The sequence below is a fragment of the Pseudazoarcus sp. NS36 genome, from assembly GCF_059703705.1.
Genome location: NZ_BAAKJA010000007.1, coordinates 125815 through 145571 on the forward strand (window position 1 = coordinate 125815; position 19757 = coordinate 145571).

The following is a 19757-nucleotide window of genomic DNA, read 5'->3' on the forward strand; positions in this document are numbered from 1 at the left end:
CCGCTGAACTGCACGGGCCGCCATGCGCGGCCCGTTTTCATTGGAGGACACCCCGTGAGTGCCCCGCTGAACCAGAAAACCTGCACCCCCTGCCAGGGCGGCATCCCACCGCTCGGGCCCACACGTGCAAAGGAACTGCTCGCCGAAACCCCCGGCTGGAGCCTGCTCGACGAAGCCCGCCGGCTGGAAAAGCGCTACACCTTCAGCAATTTCCGCGAAGCGCTGGACTTCGTTGTGCGTCTTGGCGAACTCTCGGAGGAGCAGGGTCACCACCCCGACATTTCCTTCGGTTGGGGCTGGGCGACGGTGTCGTGGCAGACCAAGAAGATCAAGGGCTTGCACGAGAACGATTTCATCATGGCGGCGCGCACGGAGCCGCTGGCGACAGGCCGTTCTTAGCCAGGATCACCTATAAACCACACCCGAACGCAGACAACGCAATCCGTACTTGTCCCTACTACGGATTCCGATAGACTCGGATGCCGCCCTGCCGGAACTTCTTCGATGCACACACAGCAACACGTTGCGACTGCCCCGCCCCGGACGGCCTGATCCATGTGGCCCACGGTGCTCGCCGCGCTGCTCTACAACGCCGCCCTGTTGCTGGCGATGGTGCTCGTGTTCGAGCTGGCCACCGGCCGCTTCCGGCTCGACCGCAGCCGCAGCACGCAACTGCTGATCGGCGGGGTGCTGGGGCTGATCGCCATCAGCGTGATGAAGGCACCCTTCGTGCTGACCGAAGGCGTGGTGTTCGACACCCGAACCGTCATTTTCGGCATGTCGGGCTTGTTCTTCGGCGCCGTACCGACGGCCGTGGCCGCACTCATTGCCGGCGCCTACCGTTACAGCCTGGGGGGCGGCGGCGCGATCACCGGCGTACTCACCATTCTGGCTGCCTCGCTCATCGGGGTACTTTGGCGCGCGCGCATGCGCAGCTCGCTGGAGGACATCCGCGGGCGTGAGTTGTATGCGCTGGGCATCGTCGTGCATGCCGCAATGGTCGCGCTGATGATGACGCTGCCGGGCGGCGCGGGCCCCGCGGTGATCGCCGCCATCGGCCTACCTGTGATGATCGTGCCCCCGGTGGCCACCGCCGCGCTGGGCATGCTGCTGGCCAACCGCCTGCGCCGCGACCGCAGTGAACACGAGCTGGAGAAAAGCGAGGCGCTGTATCGCTCGCTGGTCGACAGCCTGCCGCAGAATATCTTCCGCTACGACCTCGAAGGCCGCATCACCTTTGCCAACAAGGTTTTTCAGGAGACGCTTGGCAAGAGCGAAGAGGAGCTCATCGGCATGAGCGCCTACGCCCTCGCTCCGCCGGAGCTGGCCCAGCACTACCGCTCGATTGATGCCGAGGTGATCAGTTCCGGCGAATCGGTTTCGCTCACCGCCACCCACAAGTCAGAGCGCACCGGTGAAATCGTGCACGTGGAGATCGTCAAGGCGCCGATTCGCGGCACCGACGGTTCCATCGAAGGCCTTCAGTGCGCCGTGGTGGACGTAACCGACCGCAAGCAGACCGAAGAGCGCATCCACCGCCTGGCCTATTACGACACGCTCACCGGCCTGCCCAACCGCAGCCTGCTGATGGACCGGCTGACGCAGGGGCTCACCGCCCATCGGCGCAGCGACCACATCGAAGCCTTGATGCTGCTCAACATCAACCGTTTCAAGGTCATCAACGACGCGCGTGGCTACCGTATCGGCGACGCCTTGCTGTCGGCCTTCAGCAAGCGCCTGGAAGGTCTGCTGCGCACCGGCGACACGCTTGCCCGCATGACTGGCGACGAGTTCGCCATCCTGCTGCCCGACACTTCGGGCCATCCTGACCGTGCCAGCCGCCGCGCCCTGGTTGTGGCCGAAAAGATTCACTCCGCGCTACGCGAAGCACTGACCATCGATGGCGAGGCGTTCGCGCTCACGGTGAGCATCGGCATCACGCTGTTCCCGGAGAGCAGCCCCGACGAATCACCCGAAACCATCCTGCGCCGCGCGGACACTGCACTGCACCGGGCCAAGGCTGCGGGAGCGGAGCAGACCGCCTTCTTCGACATCGTCATGGGAGAGTCGGCGGCGCAGAGTTTCCGCGTCGAGCGCGATCTGCGCCAGGCCCTGACTGACGGCCAGTTGCGGCTTTTCCTGCAATCCCAGGTCCACGCCGAACGTGGCGTGGTCGGTGCCGAAGTACTGGTGCGCTGGCAACACCCGCAGCGCGGCCTGCTCAGCCCGGCCGAGTTCATCCCGATGGCCGAAGAGTCCGGCCTGATCGTGCCGCTGGGCGCCTGGGTGATGACCGAAGCCTGTTCTCTGATGGCGCTCGAAGCGCGCGCCGGACGCACGCTGCGGCTATCGGTCAACGTCAGTCCGCGTCACTTCCGCCAGCGCGACTTCGTGGTGTGGCTCAAGGCGGTGCTCAACGACACCGGCGCCGACCCGCGGCATCTGACGCTGGAAATCACCGAAGGGCTGTTCATCCACAACATCACCGAAATTGCCGAGCGCATGAACGAGCTGGCCGCCATCGGCATGCGCTTCTCGATCGACGATTTCGGTACCGGCTATTCGTCGCTGTCCTACCTCAAGCGCCTGCCCATCCACGAACTGAAGATCGACCAGAGCTTCATCCAGGACGCCCCGCAAGATCCCAACGATGCGGCGCTGGTTGAAACCATCCTGTCGGTGGCCGGCCACCTTCAGCTCGACGTGGTGGCCGAAGGCATCGAGACGCGCGAGCAGGCGGACTTTCTCGCCAGCCGCGCGACCATCGTCCATCAGGGTTTCTATTACGGCCGCCCGACCGCCGCCCGCACATGGCTGGACGAGCGCCCGGGCAGTTGATCAGACGGGCACCAGCGGCCAGAAGAACGGGATCATCAGGCTTGCCAGCACCCACACGATGAGGTTCATCGGCACGCCCAGCCGCGCGAAATCGGCAAAGCGGTAATTGCCGGCGTTGTACACCAGGGTGTTGGTCTGATAGCCGATGGGCGTGGCAAAGCTCGCGCTGGCAGCGAACATGACGCCGACCACGAAGGGCCGCGGATCCACCCCCAACTGTTGCGCCACGCCGATCACCACGGGCGTGAACAGCACCGCCACCGCATTGTTGCTGACGAACTCGGTGGTGATCGAGGTCAGCAGGATCACCAGCGCCAGCATCATCCACGGACTGAGCCCATCGCCGGCCACCACCAGACCGCGCGCCAGCAGGTCGGCCAGGCCGGAATCACGCATCGCGATCGACAGCGCCAGCATGCCGAAGATCAGCACGATGATCGGCCATTCAATGGACTTCCACGCTTCATCCGAGCGGATGCAGCCGGTGGCGATCACCACCGCCGCACCGATCATCGCCAGCCCCTCAATGGGCATGACGTTGAAGGCCGCCAGCAACATCACGCCGACGATGGTGGCGAGTGCAATCGGCGCCTTCTTCGGGCGGTTGGCCGGTGCCTTGCCGTCGGTGATGGCAAACAGGTCACCGTTCTCGCAGAAGCGCTTGATCTGCGCAGGCGTGCCTTCGACCAGCAACACGTCACCGAACTGCAGCTGGAAGTCATCACCGATGTCCTCGATGGAGGCATTCTTGCGATGCACCGCGATCAGGTGGATGCCATAGCGCGCTGCCAGATCCAGATCGCGGATCGGCCGCTGCACATAGCGCGAGGTCGAGCCGACGATGGCCTCGACCATCACCACGCCGCGCCGACGCAAGGTTTCCAGATCGTGCTCGCCACCGGGCATCTTCAGCCCGACCAGATCGGTGCTGCGCAGATCCATCATGCCCTTGCTGCGGCTATGCACCACCAGCCGGTCACCGACCACCAGCAGCGTGCCCGGTGACGGCGACGAGATCTCGTCGTCACCCCGGAACAGCGTCAGCACCTTGATCACCCCGTTCGACAGGCGCGCTTCCTTCAAGGTACGGCCCGCCAGGCGCGATCCCTCGGGCACGAACAGTTCGGTCATGAACAGGCGGTCGCCGCTGCCGGTGAATTGCTGGGTCAGCGTCTCGCGGCTGGGCAGCCAGCGCGGCGCGAAGAAGTACATGAAGGCGCAACCGGCCAGTGCCAGCACGATCGCCGGAGCGCTGATCTCGAACATGCGGAAGGGCTCCAGCCCCATGTTGCGCGCCACGCCATCGACCAGGATGTTGGTCGAGGTACCGACCATGGTGATCAGGCCACCGAGGATGGTGGCGTAGGACAGCGGAATCAACAGGCGCGACGGTGCGATATTGTGGCGCGCGGTGATGGCAATCACCGCCGGGATCATCACCATCACCACCGGCGTGTTGTTGATGAAGGGCGACACCACCACGCCGACGCCGAGCATGGCCAGCAGCAGGCGCCGCTCGCTGTTGCCGGCCAGCGCGGCCAGCCATTCGCCCAGGCGGTCCACGCAACCGGTGCGCGCCAGCGCTCCGCTGATGATGAACAGGCAGGCAATGGTCACCGGCGCACTGTTGCCGAACACGCCCAGCACCTGCCCCGGCTTGAGCAGGCCAAGCGCGAGCAGCGAGGCGACCGCACACATCACCGCGACCTCGGGCTTGAGCCATTCGCGCACGAAGCTGGCGAACAGCATGAGCAGGGTCAGGCCTACGATGGCGGCGTGCAGTGATTCCGGAACCATGGAGCGCCCTTGCGCGGGGGATGGACAGGCTTCGCACATTAGGCCCAAGGCCGGAATCATCAAAAGAATTTGATATTCAGTTTTTATGCCATTTTTGACATATAGCGGCAGGCCGTCGCGCGGGACGCTGGCTGATGCGACAATCGCGCCACCACATGCCCTGTTTCGCCATGACTGACGACGCTCCCGCCCCGCTTGCAGCCATCCTGTACACGCCCGACGATCCGGTCGAAGACCTGATGCTCGAAGTCGCGCACCTGCTCGCACAGCGCGGCCTGCGCCTGGGTGGCGTGCTGCAGCACGACATCGGCATGGAGATTGAGGATCCCTGCGCGATGGAGCTGGAAAACCTGGCCAACGGCGAACGCTTCTCGCTGTCGCAGGCGCTGGGCCGTGGCTCGGAAGCCTGCCGGCTTGATCCGGCTTCGCTGGCGCACGCCGCAGTCGCCATCCGTCGTGCCGTGGAAGACGGCGCCCAGCTGATCTGCGTGAACAAGTTCGGCGCCCAGGAAGCACTGGGCTGCGGCCTGCGCGAGGAGATCGGCCTGGTCGTGGCAGCCGGCATTCCGCTGCTCACGGCGGTCGGCAAACGCTTCAAGCCGGAGTGGGAAGAATTCTCCGGCGGCTACGGCGAGTTGCTGCCGCCCGAGCGCGAGGCCATTCTGGCCTGGTGTCTGCGCGTCTGCGCAGGCTGACGCGGCATGGAATGCCGCTCAACTTGCGCCGCGTGCTGCATCGCACCGTCCATCTCGTCACCCATCCCGGGCATGCCACAAGGCAAACCGGCCGGCGTTGCCTGCGTACAGCTCGACGAGCACCTGCGCTGCCGCATTTTCGGGCAGCCCGAGCGCCCCGCCTGCTGCAGCGGCCTTAGCCCATCGACCGAAATGTGCGGCGAAACACGCGAGTACGCGCTCGCCTGGCTGAACGACCTAGAAACCCTGACCCGCCCGCAATGATCATCTACCTGCACGGCTTCCGCTCCGCGCCCGCCTCGAACAAGGCGCAGTCCCTCAAACAGCATATGGAGCAGCGCGGCCTGGGCCACGCCTTCTGGTGTGAGCAGTTGCCGCACGTGCCGGCGCACGCCCTGGCGCTGATCGAACACGCCATTCAGGATGCGCGCGAGCGCAGCCCGGAGCGCCCACCCACACTGGTCGGCAGCTCACTGGGGGGCTACTACGCGACCTTTCTCGCCGAGCGCCACGCACTGCGCGCGGTGGTCGTCAATCCTGCAGTGGTCGCACCGATTGACCTCGCGCCATGGATCGGCACCCAGACCAACCTGTATTCGGGCGAAGCCTTCGACTTCACGCTGGAGCATATCGATCAGCTGCGTGCGCTCGACACCGGGCCGCTGTCGGACCCGACACGTTTCTGGCTGCTGGCCGAGAAGGGGGACGAGGTGCTGGACTATCGCCACGCAGTCAAAAAATACCGCGGCGCCCGCCAGACCGTGCTGGACGGCGGGGACCACGGCTTCTCACGCTGGAACGATTACCTCGACGACATCGTCGAGTTTGCCGGACTGGGCTGAGAGGCTCAGTCGCGACGCGGCGCCGGTGCGTCGGCGGGCCCGGTTTCGGTCGGCTCGCGGCGCTCCTCATCCATAGCCCGAGCCGCTTCGGCATCGGCCTGCACCGGATCAACCTGCTGCGCTTCACGCTCCTCGGCCTCCGCCATTTCGGCAGGCGACGGCGGCTCGGGATGGATGCCGGCAAGTAGCGCCTCGGCCTCGTCCGACCGCTCGTCCGGTGCCGACGACGCCTCCTCACCGGCCGGCTCTTCATTCGGCGTCTCTGCCTGCTGCTGCGGGGCATCAATCAGCAAGGTCGCCACATGCTCCCGGAACAGGTCCCGGCTGGAACCGTCGGACAGTTTCTCGTAGCCGCTCGACAGGTGCTCGAACAAAGCCTTGTAGGAGCCCGCCATGGAGACGAACAAAGTGGCAGTCTTGTCGAAATGCGCATCGACTTCGCGCCGATAGGCCGCCAACTCGGAATCCTTGCGGCCAACCGCTTCTTCGGCCTCCCGCACACGCTCTTTCATGCCGCTGTTGCTGACACGGCCGAAGAAGAATCCGAGTCCCGCTGCGACCAGCACCAGAACGATCACAAAGGCCCACAAGGCTTGTCCAGACATGCTTCTACCTCATTGAATGCTTGAAAAAAACGCTGCTGCGCGCTGCCTTACTCGATCTTGATGTAGGCGAAACCCTGGTTCTGTTGCAGCTCGGCAATCCGCACCACGCCCGACTTCACCATCGTGACGCCGCCATACACCTTGTCTTCGGCCAGGCCGATCTGCGAACGCGTGATGTCGCACAGTTCGAGCTTCACACCCTGCACTTCGTTCAGCGCCCGCAGACGACTGGCGTTGTTCTCGCGCCGCTCGGCCATCTCGGCGTCTTCCTCGAAGGGCGTTCCAGTCAGCTTGTCGTCGGTGACAAAACGGATGCCGTGCGCCACGAAGACGATGCGCACGTCGTAGTCGATGAGCTCGTTCTGATAGTGCGTGACCATGTTGTTGATGCTGGTCAGCATCGCGCTGAAGCGGCGCGGATCGGAGAAGTCGGCGTGATACACCACCTTGGGCTCTTCCTCGGCCCGCGCCGGGGTCGCCACGAAGGCGAGCGCAAACAGCAGCGCAGCAAGCGCAAAGGCAACGGGACGCCCGGAAAACAGAGCGAAACGGCTGGCGATCATGAAGTTCTCCTGAGGAAATCAACGGTGTTTCCGGACCGGGCTTCCCGCCATGGCCGAAAGCTGAAGTATACGTCCCGACACCTGCGCTGCCGCTCCGGGTGGACGGCGGCGACCCTGCTAAACTAGCACGCTCATTTCCTCACGGCGACCCGGATGTTTGTCCTCTTCGAAGACAGTGGCGCGTTCAAGGCAGGCACGATCCTGACCGACAACGACGCTACCCTGCAGATCGAAACCACCCACGGCAAGCGGCTCAAGCTCAAGTCCTCGCACGTGCTGATGCGTTTCCGCGAGCCGGCTCCGGCCGAGCTGCTGGAGCGCGCCGAGCGCGAGGCCGAGGCACTGGAGACCGACTTCCTGTGGGAGGTCTGCGGTGACGAAGAGTTCGCCTTCGAGGAATTTGCCGCCGAGTATCACGGCCACACCCCGAGCGCGCTCGAATCAGCCGCCGTGCTGCTGCGCCTGCATTCGGCCCCGATCCACTTTCACCGCAAGGGCCGCGGGCGTTTCCGCAAGGCGCCGCCCGACATCCTGCAGGCCGCGCTGGCCGGGCTGGAGAAGAAGCGCCTGCAGGCCGAGGCCATCGAGCGCATGCGCGCCGAGCTGGTCGAGGGCAAGCTGCCGGTCGAACTGAACGGAATGGTCGAGCAGGTGCTGTACCGGCCCGACCGCAACCGCCCCGAGGTCAAGGCGCTGGAGGCGGCCTGCGTCGACGCCGGCCTGTCTGCCCCGCGCCTGCTACTCAAGTGCGGTGCGCTGCGTTCGAGCTACGACTTTCACTACAACCGCTTCCTGTTCGAGCAATTCCCGGACGGCGCAGCCTTCCCGGCCTTTGAACTGCCGCACGCGGATTTTGCCGAACTGCCGCTGGCCCAGGTTGCCGCCTTCTCGATCGACGACGCCACCACCACCGAGATCGACGACGCCTTCTCGGTCACCCCGCGCGACGGCGGCGGCTGGCGCATCGGCATCCACATTGCCGCACCCGGGCTGGGTTTCGAACGCGGCTCCTCGCTCGATGCAATCGTGCGCCGCCGCCTGTCGACGGTGTACATGCCGGGCAACAAGATCACCATGCTGCCGGACGAAGTGGTCGAGTGCTTCACGCTCGCCGCCGGACGCGAATGCCCGGCCGTGTCGCTGTATCTGGACGTCAGCCCGGCGCTGGCCGTCACCGGTTTCGAGAGCAAGGTGGAGCGCATTCCGGTGGCCGCCAACCTGCGTCATCACGACATCGAACCCTTCTTCAACGAAACCACGCTGAGTGAGGAGAACGTCCCCGACTTCCCGTGGAAGCGTGAACTGGTGCTGCTGTGGGAGCTGGCCACGGTGTTGGAGGCCGGGCGCGGCAAGCCCAGCGCCAACTCGGATCAGGTCGACTACAGCTTCTACGTCGACTGGACGATGGAAACCGCTGACGGCCCCGGCCACGTCACCATCAGTGACCGCAAGCGCGGCTCACCGATGGACAAACTCGTGGCCGAGCTGATGATTCACGCCAACGCCACCTGGGGCAAGATGCTCGACCAGGCCGGCGTCCCCGGGCTGTACCGCGTGCAGAACGGCGGCAAGGTGCGCATGAGCACCCACGCCGAACCGCACGACGCGCTGGGCGTCGATTGCTATGCGTGGTCCAGTTCGCCACTGCGTCGCTACGTCGACCTCGTCAACCAGTGGCAGATCGTGGCCGTCGTGCGCGGCGAGACCCCGCCCTTCGCGCCGCGCTCGACCGAGCTGATGGCGGCAATGCGCGACTTCGAGCTGACCTACGCAGCCTACGCCGAATTCCAGCGCATGATGGAACGCTACTGGTGCCTGCGCTGGCTGCGCCAGCGCGGCGAACCCGAGATCACCGCACGCGTGCTGCGCGACAACGTGGTGCGCATCGACCGCACACCGCTGGTGACCAAGGTGCCCTCCATGCCCTTGCAGATGCCCGGCGCACAGGTGCGACTGGCACTGGAAGGCAGCGATCTGGTCGACCTCGATCTGACTGCACGCCACCTCGAAACCCTGTCCGAGCCCGACCCCGAGGAAACCGGTGAGGCGCTCTTCGAAGGCAGCTGACCCCAAACGATGACGCTCCTGGCACGTGCCCCGCTGCTCTCGCGCTCCCGCGAAGGCGCCCGCACCGGCGGAGCGAGCCTGCCGTTGCCGTTTGCCATTGTCGCATCGTTGGTGCTGCACGCCGTGGTGCTGGGCATCACCTTCTCGCAGTCGCCCCCGCCACCGCGCCAGCAGGTCAATCAACTCGACGTGGTGCTGGTCAACGCCAAGCGCGAACGCGCTCCGGACAAGGCGGACGTGCTGGCTCAGGCCAACCTGGACGGCGGCGGCACGACCACGCTTGAGGACGCCCGCCCCAGCACCCCGACGCCACCACGCCAAGAGAACGTGCGCGGCGACGCGCTGGCCGACGCCCGCCGCGCGACACCGCCACAGGCACCGACCCCGCCGCCCGAGCCGCCCCCCGAGCCCGAGCCACCCGCACCTCAAGCCCTCATCCTGCCGCCCGTGCCCGCGCCACAACCGGCCCCGCCGCCTGCGCTCGTGCCGGCGCCACCGACTCCGTTGCCATTACCGCCGACACCCGCTCCCGTTGCCGTACCGCTGCCCGCGCCGGAGCCCGCACGTCAGCAATTCAGCTTCGACACGCCGGAGCCCGTGCGCACCGAACCGCCACCTCCGCCGCCACCCCCGGTGCTGACCGCCATCGAGACCCCCGTCATCACGCCACCGCCGCCGCGCCCGCAACTGCCTCCGGCGAACATCGCGCCACCACCGCAGGCAGCGGCCGCAGCGATTGTCGAACCCACGCCGCAGCCCGCACCCGCTGCGCGCCCCGCGCCGGCAGCGGTGGCGCAGTCGGTACCGCCCCCCGCACCCGAACCGACACCGACACCGACACCGACATCAGTACCTGCTCCCGCTGCCGCGGAACCGCAAGCCGCGCCACCGGCGCCCGCGCCGGTCGAACCGGTTACCGCGCCCCCTGCGCCACCGCAACGCCCGGCCCTCTCCGGGCTGGACCTGATGGATTCGGTCGCTGCCATCGCGCGCCTGGAGGCGCAGATCGACCGCCGGCTGGATGAATTCTCGAAGCGGCCGCGCAAGGTCCAGATCGGCACCCGCGCACGCGAACACCGTTTCGCGCAATACGCTGAGGACTGGCGTCAGAAGGTCGAACGCATCGGCACCCTGAACTACCCTGAGGCCGCGCGCGGCAAGGTATACGGCAACCTCGTGCTGACCGTTTCGATCCGCGCCGACGGCACGGTCGAACGCATCGACGTCGACCGCTCCTCCGGTCACGACGTGCTCGACAAGGCCGCCATCGAGATTGTCCGGCTGGCCGCGCCGTATGCCCCGTTCCCGCCGGATATCCGGGCCGACACCGACATCATCGAGATCACCCGCACGTGGTCCTTCACCAACTCCGACCAGTTGAGAACCCGTTGAACATGGACCAGTACGCCGTCATCGGAAATCCCATCGCGCACAGCAAGTCGCCGCAGATCCACGCGGCCTTCGCCACGCAGACCGGGCAACCCATGGAATATGGCGCCCTGCTTGCGCCGCTCGACGGCTTTCGCACGACCGTGGCCGCGTTTCGCCACAACGGCGGACGCGGCCTCAATGTCACCGTGCCGTTCAAGCTCGAAGCCCATGCCCTGGCCGACGCGCTGTCGGCACGCGCCGATGCGGCCGGTGCGGTGAACACGCTGCGTTTCGACGCCGAGGGCATCTTCGGTGACAACACCGACGGCGCGGGGCTGGTGCGCGATCTGGTGCACAACCTCGGCCAACCGGTGGGCGGCGTGCGCGTGCTGTTGCTTGGCGCCGGCGGCGCGGCGCGCGGCGCCATCCTGCCGCTGCTCGACGAACATCCGGCCAGCCTGACCATCGCCAACCGCACACCGGCCCGCGCCGAGGAACTGGTCGCACGCTTTGCGCCGCGCGCAGTGGTGACCGAGCTCGACGCCTGCGGCTTCGAGGCGCTAGCCGGACGCACGTTCGACCTCATCATCAACGCCACTGCAGCCAGTCTCTCGGATCAGGCACCGGCGCTGCCGCCGGGCATCCATGCACCGCAGTCACTGGCCTACGACATGATGTACGGCCGCGGCGACACCCCCTTTCTGAGCGCCGCACGCGCGGACGGTGCGGCCCGGCTGGCCGACGGACTGGGCATGCTGGTCGAACAGGCCGCCGAAAGCTTTCTGCTGTGGCGCGGCGTGCGCCCGGTCACCGCGCCGGTGCTCGAAGCCCTGCGCGCCGGACTCGGCAGGGGATGAAGCGCACGATGCGCCGCCTGGCGCTGACGCTGGGCGCCGTATTGCTGGCCTTTGCGCTGGTGCAAGGCTGGTTTCTGGCGCATGTGCTGTGGTGGCGCAACCATGACCCGGCCATGACCAGCTTCATGCACCTCCGCCTGAACGAACTACGCGAACGCGACCCACGCGCCGAGCTGGATCACCGCTGGGTGCCTTACCAGCGCATCTCCGTCCACCTCAAGCGCGCCGTGGTGGCCGCCGAGGACGACGCCTTCATGGACCACTATGGCTTCGACTGGAGCGGCATCCAGCGCGCCATCGAACGCAACCGTGCGCGCGGCGAGCGCGCCTCCGGCGGGTCCACGATCACGCAGCAGCTCGCCAAGAATCTGTTCCTGTCGCCCAGTCGCAGCTATGTGCGCAAGGCGCAGGAGGCCATCATCACGGTGATGATCGAGACCACCTGGAGCAAGCGACGCATCCTCGAGGTGTATCTGAACGTCGTCGAATGGGGCGACGGCGTGTTCGGCGCAGAGGCCGCAGCACGCCAGCACTACGGCATTTCGGCAAGCCGTCTGGGGCCGGTCGAGGGCACCCAGATGGCGGTCATGCTGCCCAACCCGCGACACTACGCGGATGCCTTCGGCCCGCGACTGGCGGCCATCGCCGAGAGTGTTCGGGGCCGCATGATGTACACCCGCATCCCCGACTGAGGCAGCATGCGGCCCGCACAAACTGCGGTCGCTTCACAACGCACAAGCCCGTAAAATCTGCGCGGCAAGCACGTTCCACGCACCCAGCCCGCGCCGAGACCGCCCATGTCCGCTGAAGAGCAGCAGCACCCGCCCGACGACGTCCAGCAGCATCTGCGCGCAGTGCAGGAGCTGCTCGCGCGCCATCGGCTGGTCGAGGGCCTGGTGCATCGGCAGGACATGGCGCGTCAGGACATCGTCGAAGGGCTGATCCACCGCCAGCACCTGGGCGAGCTGCAGGATCTGCTCGAAGGCATGCACCCGGCCGACATCGCCTTCGTGCTTGAAGCGCTGCCGCTGGAAGACCGCCTGTTCGTGTGGAATCTGGTCAAGGCCGAGCGTGACGGCGAGATCCTGCTCGAAGTCTCCGACGCGGTTCGCGAGTCGCTGATCGAGACCATGGACAGCGACGAGCTCAAGGCCGCGGCCGAGAGCCTGGACGCCGACGAGCTGGCCGACCTCGCTCCGGACCTGCCGCCCGAGATCATCCAGGACGTCTATCAGTCACTCGACACCGAGGGCCGCGAGCAGCTGCGCGCAGCCATGTCCTACCCCGAGGACACCGTCGGTGCGCTGATGGATTTCGACATGGTGACGGTGCGCGAGGACGTCTCGCTGGAAGTCGTGCTGCGCTACCTGCGCCGCTTCGAAGAACTGCCGGACCACACCGACAAGCTGCTGGTGGTCGACCGCGACGATCATCTGCGCGGCATCCTGACGCTGGAAAACCTGCTCATCCACGATCCGGAGATGGAGGTTTCCGAGGTCATGGGCACCGAGCCGGTGATCAGCTTCATGCCGGAAGACGACGCCAGCGACGCCGCCCAGGCCTTCGAACGCTATGACCTGGTTTCCGCGCCGGTGGTCGACTCCGAACGGCGCGTCATCGGACGCCTCACGGTGGCCGACGTGGTGGACTACATCCGCGAGGAGTCCGAACAGGAAATCCTCAGCAACGCCGGTCTGCGTGAAGAGGAAGACATCTTCGCCTCGGTATGGGATTCGGTGAAGAACCGCTGGGCGTGGCTGGCCATCAACATGGCCACGGCCATCCTTGCCTCGCGCGTGATCGGCCTGTTCGAGGGCTCGATCGAGAAGCTGGTCGCGCTCGCCGCACTGATGCCGATCATCGCCGGCATCGGCGGCAACTCGGGCAACCAGACCATCACCATGATCGTGCGCGCCATCGCCATGGGTCAGGTCGAACAAAGCGCCATGCGCCGCCTGCTGCGCAAGGAAGTGGGCGTGGCGCTGTTCAACGGCGTGGTGTGGGGCGGTCTGCTCGGCGTAATGGCCTGGTGGCTTTACGGCAGCTGGCAACTCGGCGCCGTGATGACCAGCGCGATGATGCTCAACCTGCTGCTCGCCGCCAGCGCCGGCGTGGTGATTCCGATGCTGCGCATGCGCATGGGCAAGGACCCGGCGCTGGGCGGCTCGGTGATGATCACCGGCCTGACCGACTCGGGCGGCTTCTTCATCTTCCTCGGACTGGCGACGCTCTTCCTGCTGTAAGCCTCGCCACTCGAGCCCTCACCCGGCCATGCGAGCGAACACCTGCGCAGCCTGCGCCACCGTTGCGTCGATATCCGCATCACTGTGCGCAATTGACACGAATCCGGCCTCGAAGGCCGACGGCGCAAAGTAATGGCCGGCGTCCAGCATGGCGTGGAAAAAGCCGTTGAAGGCTTCCTTGTCGCAGGTCATGACTTCGGCAAACGACGCCGGCACGGTCTCGGCAAAATACAAGCCGAACATGCCACCCACCGCATCGGAGCAGAAGCGCACTCCGGCCTTGTCAGCCGCGGCCTGCAGTCCGGTCACGAGACGCTGCGTGCCCGCCGTGAGACTTTCGTAGAAGCCCGGCTCGCCCAGAATCTTCAGCGACGCCAGCCCCGCAGCCACCGCCACCGGGCTGCCTGACAGCGTGCCTGCCTGGTACACGCTGCCGAGCGGCGCAATGCACTGCATGATGTCGCGCCGCCCGCCGAAGGCCCCCACCGGCATGCCGCCGCCGATGACCTTGCCCAGCGTGGTCAGATCCGGCGTGACACCGGTCAGCCCCTGCACGCCCTGCGGTCCGACGCGGAAACCGGTCATCACCTCGTCAAAGATCAGTACGGCGCCGTACTGGGTGCACAGCTCGCGCAGACCTTCGAGAAAGCCGGGATGCGGCTTGATCAGGTTCATGTTGCCGGCCACCGGTTCGACGATGATCGCCGCAATCTCGTCACCCCGCGCCTTGAACACCTCGGTGACCTGGTTGAGGTCGTTGAAGTCGAGCACGATGGTGTGCTTGGCGAAGTCCGCCGGCACACCGCCCGACGACGGGTTGCCCAAGGTCAGCAGGCCGGAACCGGCCTTCACCAGCAAGCTGTCGGCGTGGCCGTGATAGCAGCCCTCGAACTTGATGATGGCGTCCCGCCCGGTGAAGCCGCGCGCAAGGCGAATGGCGCTCATCGTGGCCTCGGTGCCGGAACTGACAAGCCGCACCATCTCGACCGACGGCAGGCGCTCGCAGATGGCTTCGGCCATCTCGATCTCGCCTTCGGTCGGCGCACCAAACGACAGACCGCGCAAGGCAGCCTCGCGCACCGCCTCGACAATCGCCGGATGCGCGTGCCCCGCAATCGCCGGCCCCCAGGAGCCGACGTAGTCCAGATACTCCTTGCCGTCGGCATCCCACACGCGCGCGCCCTGCGCCCGCTCGATGAAGCGAGGCGTACCGCCGACCGAGCGGAAGGCACGAACGGGCGAGTTCACGCCGCCAGGGATGGTGCGCTGGGCGCGCTCGAACAGGGATTCGTTGTGATGACTCATAAGTCTCGCTTCAATCGTAAAGGGCCTGGAAGGCGGCCGCACGGGCAGCCGGATCGGTCGCCTTGAAGACGTCGGAGATCACGGCCAGCATGTCGGCGCCCGCCTCGACCAGCAATGGCGCGTTATCGAGCGTGATGCCACCGATGCAGCACACCGGAACGTTCAGTTCGGCTTTCGCACGCCGCACGAGATCAATGGGGGCCTGCACGGCCTCGGGCTTGACCGACGACGCGAACATCGCGCCGAAGGCCACATAGTCGGCGCCCGCAGCGACGGCCTGCTCGGCGCGCGACCACTCGTCATAACACGACACGCCAAGAATGCGTCCCGGGCCAAGCGCCGCACGCACCGCGGCGACGTCGCCATCCTCGCGACCGACGTGCACGCCGTCGGCACCGACATCGAGTGCCAGTTCAACGCTGTCGTTAACGATGAACAAAGCGCCCGCAGCATGCGCAAGCGCGGCGGCGGCGGCGGCCTGTTCGCGCCGGGCTTCGGCGGAGGCGAATTTGTTGCGGTATTGAACGATGGCCGGATGGCCGGCCAGGGCATCGTGCAGGCCAGCCAGAAGTTCACCGGTGTCACGGCAGTCAGGGGTCACGAGGTAAAGACCCCGGGAGAGCTTTTCGGTCATGCGGAAACTCCAGGAACCCCGCGAAAACAGCGCTTTTCCGGACTGGCGGGCGCGCTGGCGGGGGCAGGAAAATACGGTAAGATGACCCGGATTCTACCGTCAAACCATACGGAGCACGCCGACTGATGAGCAACCCCGAGTACAAGAAATACATGTGCCTGATCTGTGGCTTCATCTACGACGAGGCCGCCGGAATTCCCGACGAAGGCATTGCACCGGGCACTCGCTGGGAAGACATTCCGCCAAACTGGACCTGTCCGGAATGCCAGGCGCGCAAGGAAGACTTCGAGATGGTCGAGATCTGACATCGGCATGCCTCAATACGCGTTGCGAATAAGCCGCAGCCTCTGAAGGGGCATTGCGGCTGAGGCATTTCTGCAGCATAGTCGCGACAAACTCCCGCATATGCAGGCCGATCCGGACCGCCAGCGGGCCATCAGCAACGAGGAACTGTTCATGGACTTGACCGGCTTGCGGGTGATGGTCATTGATGACAGCAACACCATTCGCCGCAGCGCGGAGATCTTTCTTGGCCAGGCCGGCTGTGAAGTGGTGCTGGCCGAAGACGGTTTCGACGCGCTGGCCAAGATCGCCGACCACCACCCCGACGTAATCTTCATGGACATCATGATGCCCCGCCTCGACGGGTATCAGACCTGCTCCCTGATCAAGCGCAACAACCGCTTTGCATCAACACCCGTGATCATGCTGTCCTCCAAGGACGGCCTGTTTGACCGGGCGCGCGGCCGCATGGCCGGCTCCGACGAGTACCTCACCAAACCCTTTACCAAGGACAGCCTGCTGAAGACCGTCGCTCAGCATGCCGGCCAGAAACAACCCGATTGAACGCCAGCAGTGGGACCCAGAAAATGCCGATCAAGAAAATTCTCGTCGTCGACGACTCCCCGACCGAACGCTTCGCACTGAACGAAGTACTTACCGCCAACGGCTATCAAGTGGTCATCGCCGAGAACGGCGAGGAAGCCATTGTCAAAAGCAAGGCAGAAATGCCCGACCTGATCCTCATGGACGTGGTCATGCCCGGCATGAACGGCTATCAGGCCACCCGCACCATCTCGCGCGACGAAGCCACCCGCGCCATTCCCATCATTATCTGCACCACCAAGGGGCAGGAAACCGATCGGATCTGGGGCATGCGTCAAGGCGCTCACGACTATCTCGTCAAGCCGCTCGACCACGCCGAGCTACTTGCCCGCATCAAGGGACTGGGCTGATCGCATGGCACGTCGTGTCAGCCTGCGTGAGTTTCAGGAAAGCCTTGCCCGGCGTCTAGCGGAATCCCGCGAAGGCGAACACCGGACCCTGCTTGGCCTGCAGACCCCGACCGAAAACTGGCTGGTCGACCTTGCCGACACCGGCGAGGTCCTGCCCGTTCCGCCGCTGGCCAACGTGCCGATGACCCAACTCTGGTATAGGGGCCTCGTCAACGTGCGAGGCAGCCTGTGTGGCGTAGTCGACTTCTCGCTGTTCCATTCGGGCGAAGCCATCCCGACCGGCGGAAGCGCACGCGTGCTGCTGGTCGGCGCACGCCACGGCAGCGGCACCGCCCTGCTGTTCTCGCGCGCCTCCGGGCTGCGCAGTCCGGAAGAATTCACCCCTGAGGAGGCATCCGACCCCAGACCATGGGTCGAAGCCATTCTCAGCGACGTCCAGGGCCACCGCTGGCTGAAGCTGGACATCGCCGCCCTAGTTCGCACCCCGGCTTTCCTTGAAGCCGGCGTCATTGAAGTCTGAGGAAACCGGCACCACCGGTTAACTTTCTCGCTGCGGAGCATAAAAATGGGATTCAATCTTTCAACACTCTCCTTGGGCGGCGCGAAGAAGAACAAAGACGCCGATTCGTCCGACGAGACCATTCTCGAAACCGGTACTCAATCCAGCGCCGCACCCGCTGCAACCGAAGCGCAGGATGAGCGCCCGGTGTCCGAGCGGATGAAGAAACACTTCATCCTGTTCGCACTGCTGGTCATCGCTGCCGCCGTGCTGCTGACCCTGCAGAACCGCCAATCCACCTTCGCCACGCTGTACGTCGCGGCGGCCGGGGAATTGCAGACACTCTCGCAGCAGATTGCCAAGGCCGCGCAGCGAGGTATCCAGGGGGATCGTCAGGCCTTCACCGAGCTGCGCACCGCATCCCAACGCTTCACCAACGTGCTGCAGACACTCAAAACAGGTGGGCAGCTGCAGGACCGTACCGTGCCGCCCAGCCCAGAGTCGGTGCAGCCGGCACTCGCTGCCCTGGCCGAACGCTGGGTTCCGATCGAGCAGGACGTGCAATGGCTGCTGGAAGGCGAAAACAGTATCGCCACCCTCGACCGCTCGGTAGCCATGATCAACGCCTTCAACCCGCTGCTGTTCGACCTCACGCAAGCCATCGCACGCCTGAAGACCGAAGGCGATTCATCGATTCGTGAAATTTCCTTGTCGAACAACGCGGTGCTGATCACGCAGCGCATCGCCAAGAACGCCAACGCCCTGCTCGCCGGTGAAACCATCGACCCGGAAGCTGCCTTCCAGATGAGCCAGGACCCGGAAAACTTCAACACCACCCTGGCCGAACTGCTGCGCCTGTCGGCCAACGAGCCGGCCTCAGAGCAACGTCTGCGCGACATCGAGTGGTATGCCGAGGAAACCCTGGCAGCGGTCGGACGCATCAACGACAACATCCAGAACCTTGCCCAATCCAAGCAAACCGGCGTGCGCATGTTCCGCGCTTCTCCCGGCCTGCTGGAAGACACGCGCGCGGTCTCGGCGGCCATCGACAACAACTACCGCGGCTTCGACCCGCTGATCGCCGGCATCATCGCGGCCAGCCTTGCGGCCCTCGCAGTGATCGCGCTCATCGTCAAGGCCTACAACGCCGACCTTACGCGTCGCCGCGCAGAAGCCGAACAGCAGCGTCAGGAAGCTCAGGACGAGCGCAACCTCGCCCAGCAGGCCATTCTGCGTCTGATGAACGAGATGGGCGACCTCGCCGACGGTGACCTCACCATCCGCGCAACGGTGTCGGAAGACATCACCGGCGCCATCGCCGACTCGGTCAACTACACCATTGAAGAACTCTCGGTGCTGGTTCGCCGGATCAACGACGCCGCCACCCGCGTGACGGCCGCAACCGAGTCCGCCCAGAAGATCTCGGGCGAACTGCTCGACGCCACGCAGCGCCAGTCGCAGGAGATCGAAGAGGTCGGCTCCACCGTCGAACGCATGGCCATGTCAATGACCGACTCTTCCGAGCGCGCACTGCAGTCCGCGCAGGTCGCGCGCCAGTCACGTGACGCCGCGCAGAAGGGCACGACCGCGGTGGAAGACACCATCCGCGGCATGAATGACATCCGTGAGCAGATCCAGGAAACCTCCAAGCGAATCAAGCGACTGGGCGAATCCTCGCAGGAGATTGGCGAAATCGTGGAACTGATCTCGGACATTACCGAGCAGACCAACGTGCTGGCGCTCAACGCCGCTATCCAGGCTGCCTCGGCCGGTGAGGCCGGCCGAGGCTTCACCGTGGTTGCGGAAGAAGTGCAGCGCCTGGCGGAACGTTCAGCCGAAGCGACGAAACAGATCGCATCCATCGTGAAGTCGATTCAGACCGATACCAAAGACGCCGTTGTGGCGATGGAAACCGCAACCCGCGACGTGGTCGAGGGCGCCCAGCTGTCCGACGCCGCCGGTCAGGTGCTGGCCGAAATCGAACGCGTCTCGACCGAAACAGCCGAGCTGATCGAGCAGATCTCCGGCGACATTCAGGAACAGGCCGCCACCGCCGGCCGCGTCGCCGGCACCATGAAGGACATTCTCGCGATTACCGACCAGACCACCCGCGGCACCCAGCAAACCGCCGTGTCGGTCGGCGAACTCGCCGACCTGGCAGTCGAACTGAAGGGTTCCGTGTCCGGCTTCAAGGTCTGAACGAGGC

20 protein-coding genes are annotated in these 19757 nt (G+C 65.5%); 15 read left to right on the plus strand and 5 right to left on the minus strand.

Going from position 1 to position 19757, the window contains the following annotated elements; genetic code table 11:
• The first annotated feature begins 54 nt into the window (after window positions 1-54).
• Both AC6H0R_RS12455 and AC6H0R_RS12460 read left to right on the plus strand, forming a co-directional pair.
• Complete coding sequence (locus tag AC6H0R_RS12455; protein ID WP_497581677.1) at window positions 55-399, plus strand: 4a-hydroxytetrahydrobiopterin dehydratase; 345 nt, start codon at window positions 55-57, stop codon at window positions 397-399.
• A gap of 156 nt (window positions 400-555) precedes the next feature.
• Window positions 556-2838, plus strand: a complete 2283-nt coding sequence (locus AC6H0R_RS12460) for a putative bifunctional diguanylate cyclase/phosphodiesterase (RefSeq protein ID WP_497581678.1) — start codon at window positions 556-558, stop codon at window positions 2836-2838.
• Here AC6H0R_RS12460 and AC6H0R_RS12465 read toward each other — a convergent pair whose 3' ends face one another.
• Window positions 2839-4635 carry an SLC13 family permease gene (locus tag AC6H0R_RS12465; protein WP_497581679.1) on the minus strand — a complete coding sequence of 599 codons (1797 nt, stop codon included), beginning with the start codon at window positions 4633-4635 and terminating at the stop codon, window positions 2839-2841. It abuts the gene before it with no gap.
• Window positions 4636-4805: 170 nt separating this feature from the next.
• On the opposite strand from AC6H0R_RS12465, the gene AC6H0R_RS12470 reads away from it, so the two are divergent.
• Genes AC6H0R_RS12470 through AC6H0R_RS12480 form a run of 3 tightly spaced genes read left to right on the plus strand, consistent with a single transcriptional unit; the run spans window position 4806 to window position 6172 of the window.
• Complete coding sequence (locus AC6H0R_RS12470; RefSeq protein WP_497581680.1) at window positions 4806-5330, plus strand: DUF2478 domain-containing protein; 525 nt, start codon at window positions 4806-4808, stop codon at window positions 5328-5330.
• Between the two features lie 6 nt (window positions 5331-5336).
• Entirely contained in the window at window positions 5337-5594 is a 258-nt protein-coding gene (locus tag AC6H0R_RS12475; RefSeq protein ID WP_497581681.1) for a YkgJ family cysteine cluster protein, read from the plus strand.
• The gene (locus AC6H0R_RS12480) at window positions 5591-6172 is read left to right on the plus strand and encodes a YqiA/YcfP family alpha/beta fold hydrolase (RefSeq protein ID WP_497581682.1); all 582 of its coding nucleotides are present in this window, start codon (window positions 5591-5593) and stop codon (window positions 6170-6172) included. Before AC6H0R_RS12475 ends, AC6H0R_RS12480 begins: the two co-directional genes overlap by 4 nt.
• Before the next feature lie 5 nt (window positions 6173-6177).
• Here AC6H0R_RS12480 and AC6H0R_RS12485 read toward each other — a convergent pair whose 3' ends face one another.
• Window positions 6178-6777, minus strand: a complete 600-nt coding sequence (locus AC6H0R_RS12485; protein ID WP_497581683.1) for a Z-ring associated ZapG family protein — start codon at window positions 6775-6777, stop codon at window positions 6178-6180.
• Between the two features lie 47 nt (window positions 6778-6824).
• On the minus strand, window positions 6825-7340 hold the full coding sequence (locus AC6H0R_RS12490) for a DsrE family protein (RefSeq protein WP_497581684.1): 516 nt from the start codon (window positions 7338-7340) through the stop codon (window positions 6825-6827).
• Between the two features lie 153 nt (window positions 7341-7493).
• Here AC6H0R_RS12490 and AC6H0R_RS12495 point away from each other — a divergent pair, with 153 nt between their 5' ends.
• From AC6H0R_RS12495 to mgtE, 5 genes are all read left to right on the plus strand, one after another.
• Window positions 7494-9407 (plus strand): ribonuclease catalytic domain-containing protein, encoded by a 1914-nt coding sequence (locus AC6H0R_RS12495; RefSeq protein ID WP_497581685.1) that lies wholly within the window; start codon window positions 7494-7496, stop codon window positions 9405-9407.
• A gap of 9 nt (window positions 9408-9416) precedes the next feature.
• Window positions 9417-10799, plus strand: coding sequence for an energy transducer TonB (locus tag AC6H0R_RS12500; protein ID WP_497581686.1), 1383 nt, complete (start codon window positions 9417-9419; stop codon window positions 10797-10799).
• Between the two features lie 2 nt (window positions 10800-10801).
• Window positions 10802-11635 (plus strand): shikimate dehydrogenase, encoded by an 834-nt coding sequence (gene aroE / locus AC6H0R_RS12505; RefSeq protein WP_497581687.1) that lies wholly within the window; start codon window positions 10802-10804, stop codon window positions 11633-11635.
• Window positions 11632-12327: a monofunctional biosynthetic peptidoglycan transglycosylase gene (mtgA, locus tag AC6H0R_RS12510; RefSeq protein ID WP_497581688.1), complete on the plus strand. Its 696-nt coding sequence runs from the start codon at window positions 11632-11634 to the stop codon at window positions 12325-12327. The genes aroE and mtgA overlap by 4 nt, the downstream gene beginning before the upstream one ends.
• Window positions 12328-12432: 105 nt before the next feature.
• On the plus strand, window positions 12433-13878 hold the full coding sequence (gene mgtE, locus AC6H0R_RS12515; protein WP_497581689.1) for a magnesium transporter: 1446 nt from the start codon (window positions 12433-12435) through the stop codon (window positions 13876-13878).
• Window positions 13879-13896: 18 nt separating this feature from the next.
• Here the strand turns inward: mgtE and hemL are convergent, their stop codons facing one another.
• Together hemL and thiE are read right to left on the minus strand one after the other, a co-directional pair.
• Window positions 13897-15183 (minus strand): glutamate-1-semialdehyde 2,1-aminomutase, encoded by a 1287-nt coding sequence (hemL, locus tag AC6H0R_RS12520; RefSeq protein WP_497581690.1) that lies wholly within the window; start codon window positions 15181-15183, stop codon window positions 13897-13899.
• A gap of 10 nt (window positions 15184-15193) precedes the next feature.
• Complete coding sequence (gene thiE, locus AC6H0R_RS12525; RefSeq protein ID WP_497581691.1) at window positions 15194-15817, minus strand: thiamine phosphate synthase; 624 nt, start codon at window positions 15815-15817, stop codon at window positions 15194-15196.
• A gap of 152 nt (window positions 15818-15969) precedes the next feature.
• On the opposite strand from thiE, the gene AC6H0R_RS12530 reads away from it, so the two are divergent.
• From AC6H0R_RS12530 to AC6H0R_RS12550, 5 genes are all read left to right on the plus strand, one after another.
• Entirely contained in the window at window positions 15970-16122 is a 153-nt protein-coding gene (locus AC6H0R_RS12530) for a rubredoxin (RefSeq protein WP_497581816.1), read from the plus strand.
• Between the two features lie 151 nt (window positions 16123-16273).
• Window positions 16274-16663, plus strand: coding sequence for a response regulator (locus AC6H0R_RS12535; protein ID WP_497581817.1), 390 nt, complete (start codon window positions 16274-16276; stop codon window positions 16661-16663).
• A 23-nt stretch (window positions 16664-16686) separates the two neighbouring features.
• Window positions 16687-17052 carry a response regulator gene (locus AC6H0R_RS12540; RefSeq protein ID WP_497574756.1) on the plus strand — a complete coding sequence of 122 codons (366 nt, stop codon included), beginning with the start codon at window positions 16687-16689 and terminating at the stop codon, window positions 17050-17052.
• Between the two features lie 4 nt (window positions 17053-17056).
• A complete protein-coding gene (locus tag AC6H0R_RS12545) occupies window positions 17057-17572 on the plus strand; it encodes a chemotaxis protein CheW (protein ID WP_497581692.1) in 516 nt (171 codons plus the stop codon).
• Window positions 17573-17617: 45 nt separating this feature from the next.
• Window positions 17618-19750, plus strand: a complete 2133-nt coding sequence (locus AC6H0R_RS12550; protein ID WP_497581693.1) for a methyl-accepting chemotaxis protein — start codon at window positions 17618-17620, stop codon at window positions 19748-19750.
• Window positions 19751-19757: the final 7 nt, after the last annotated feature.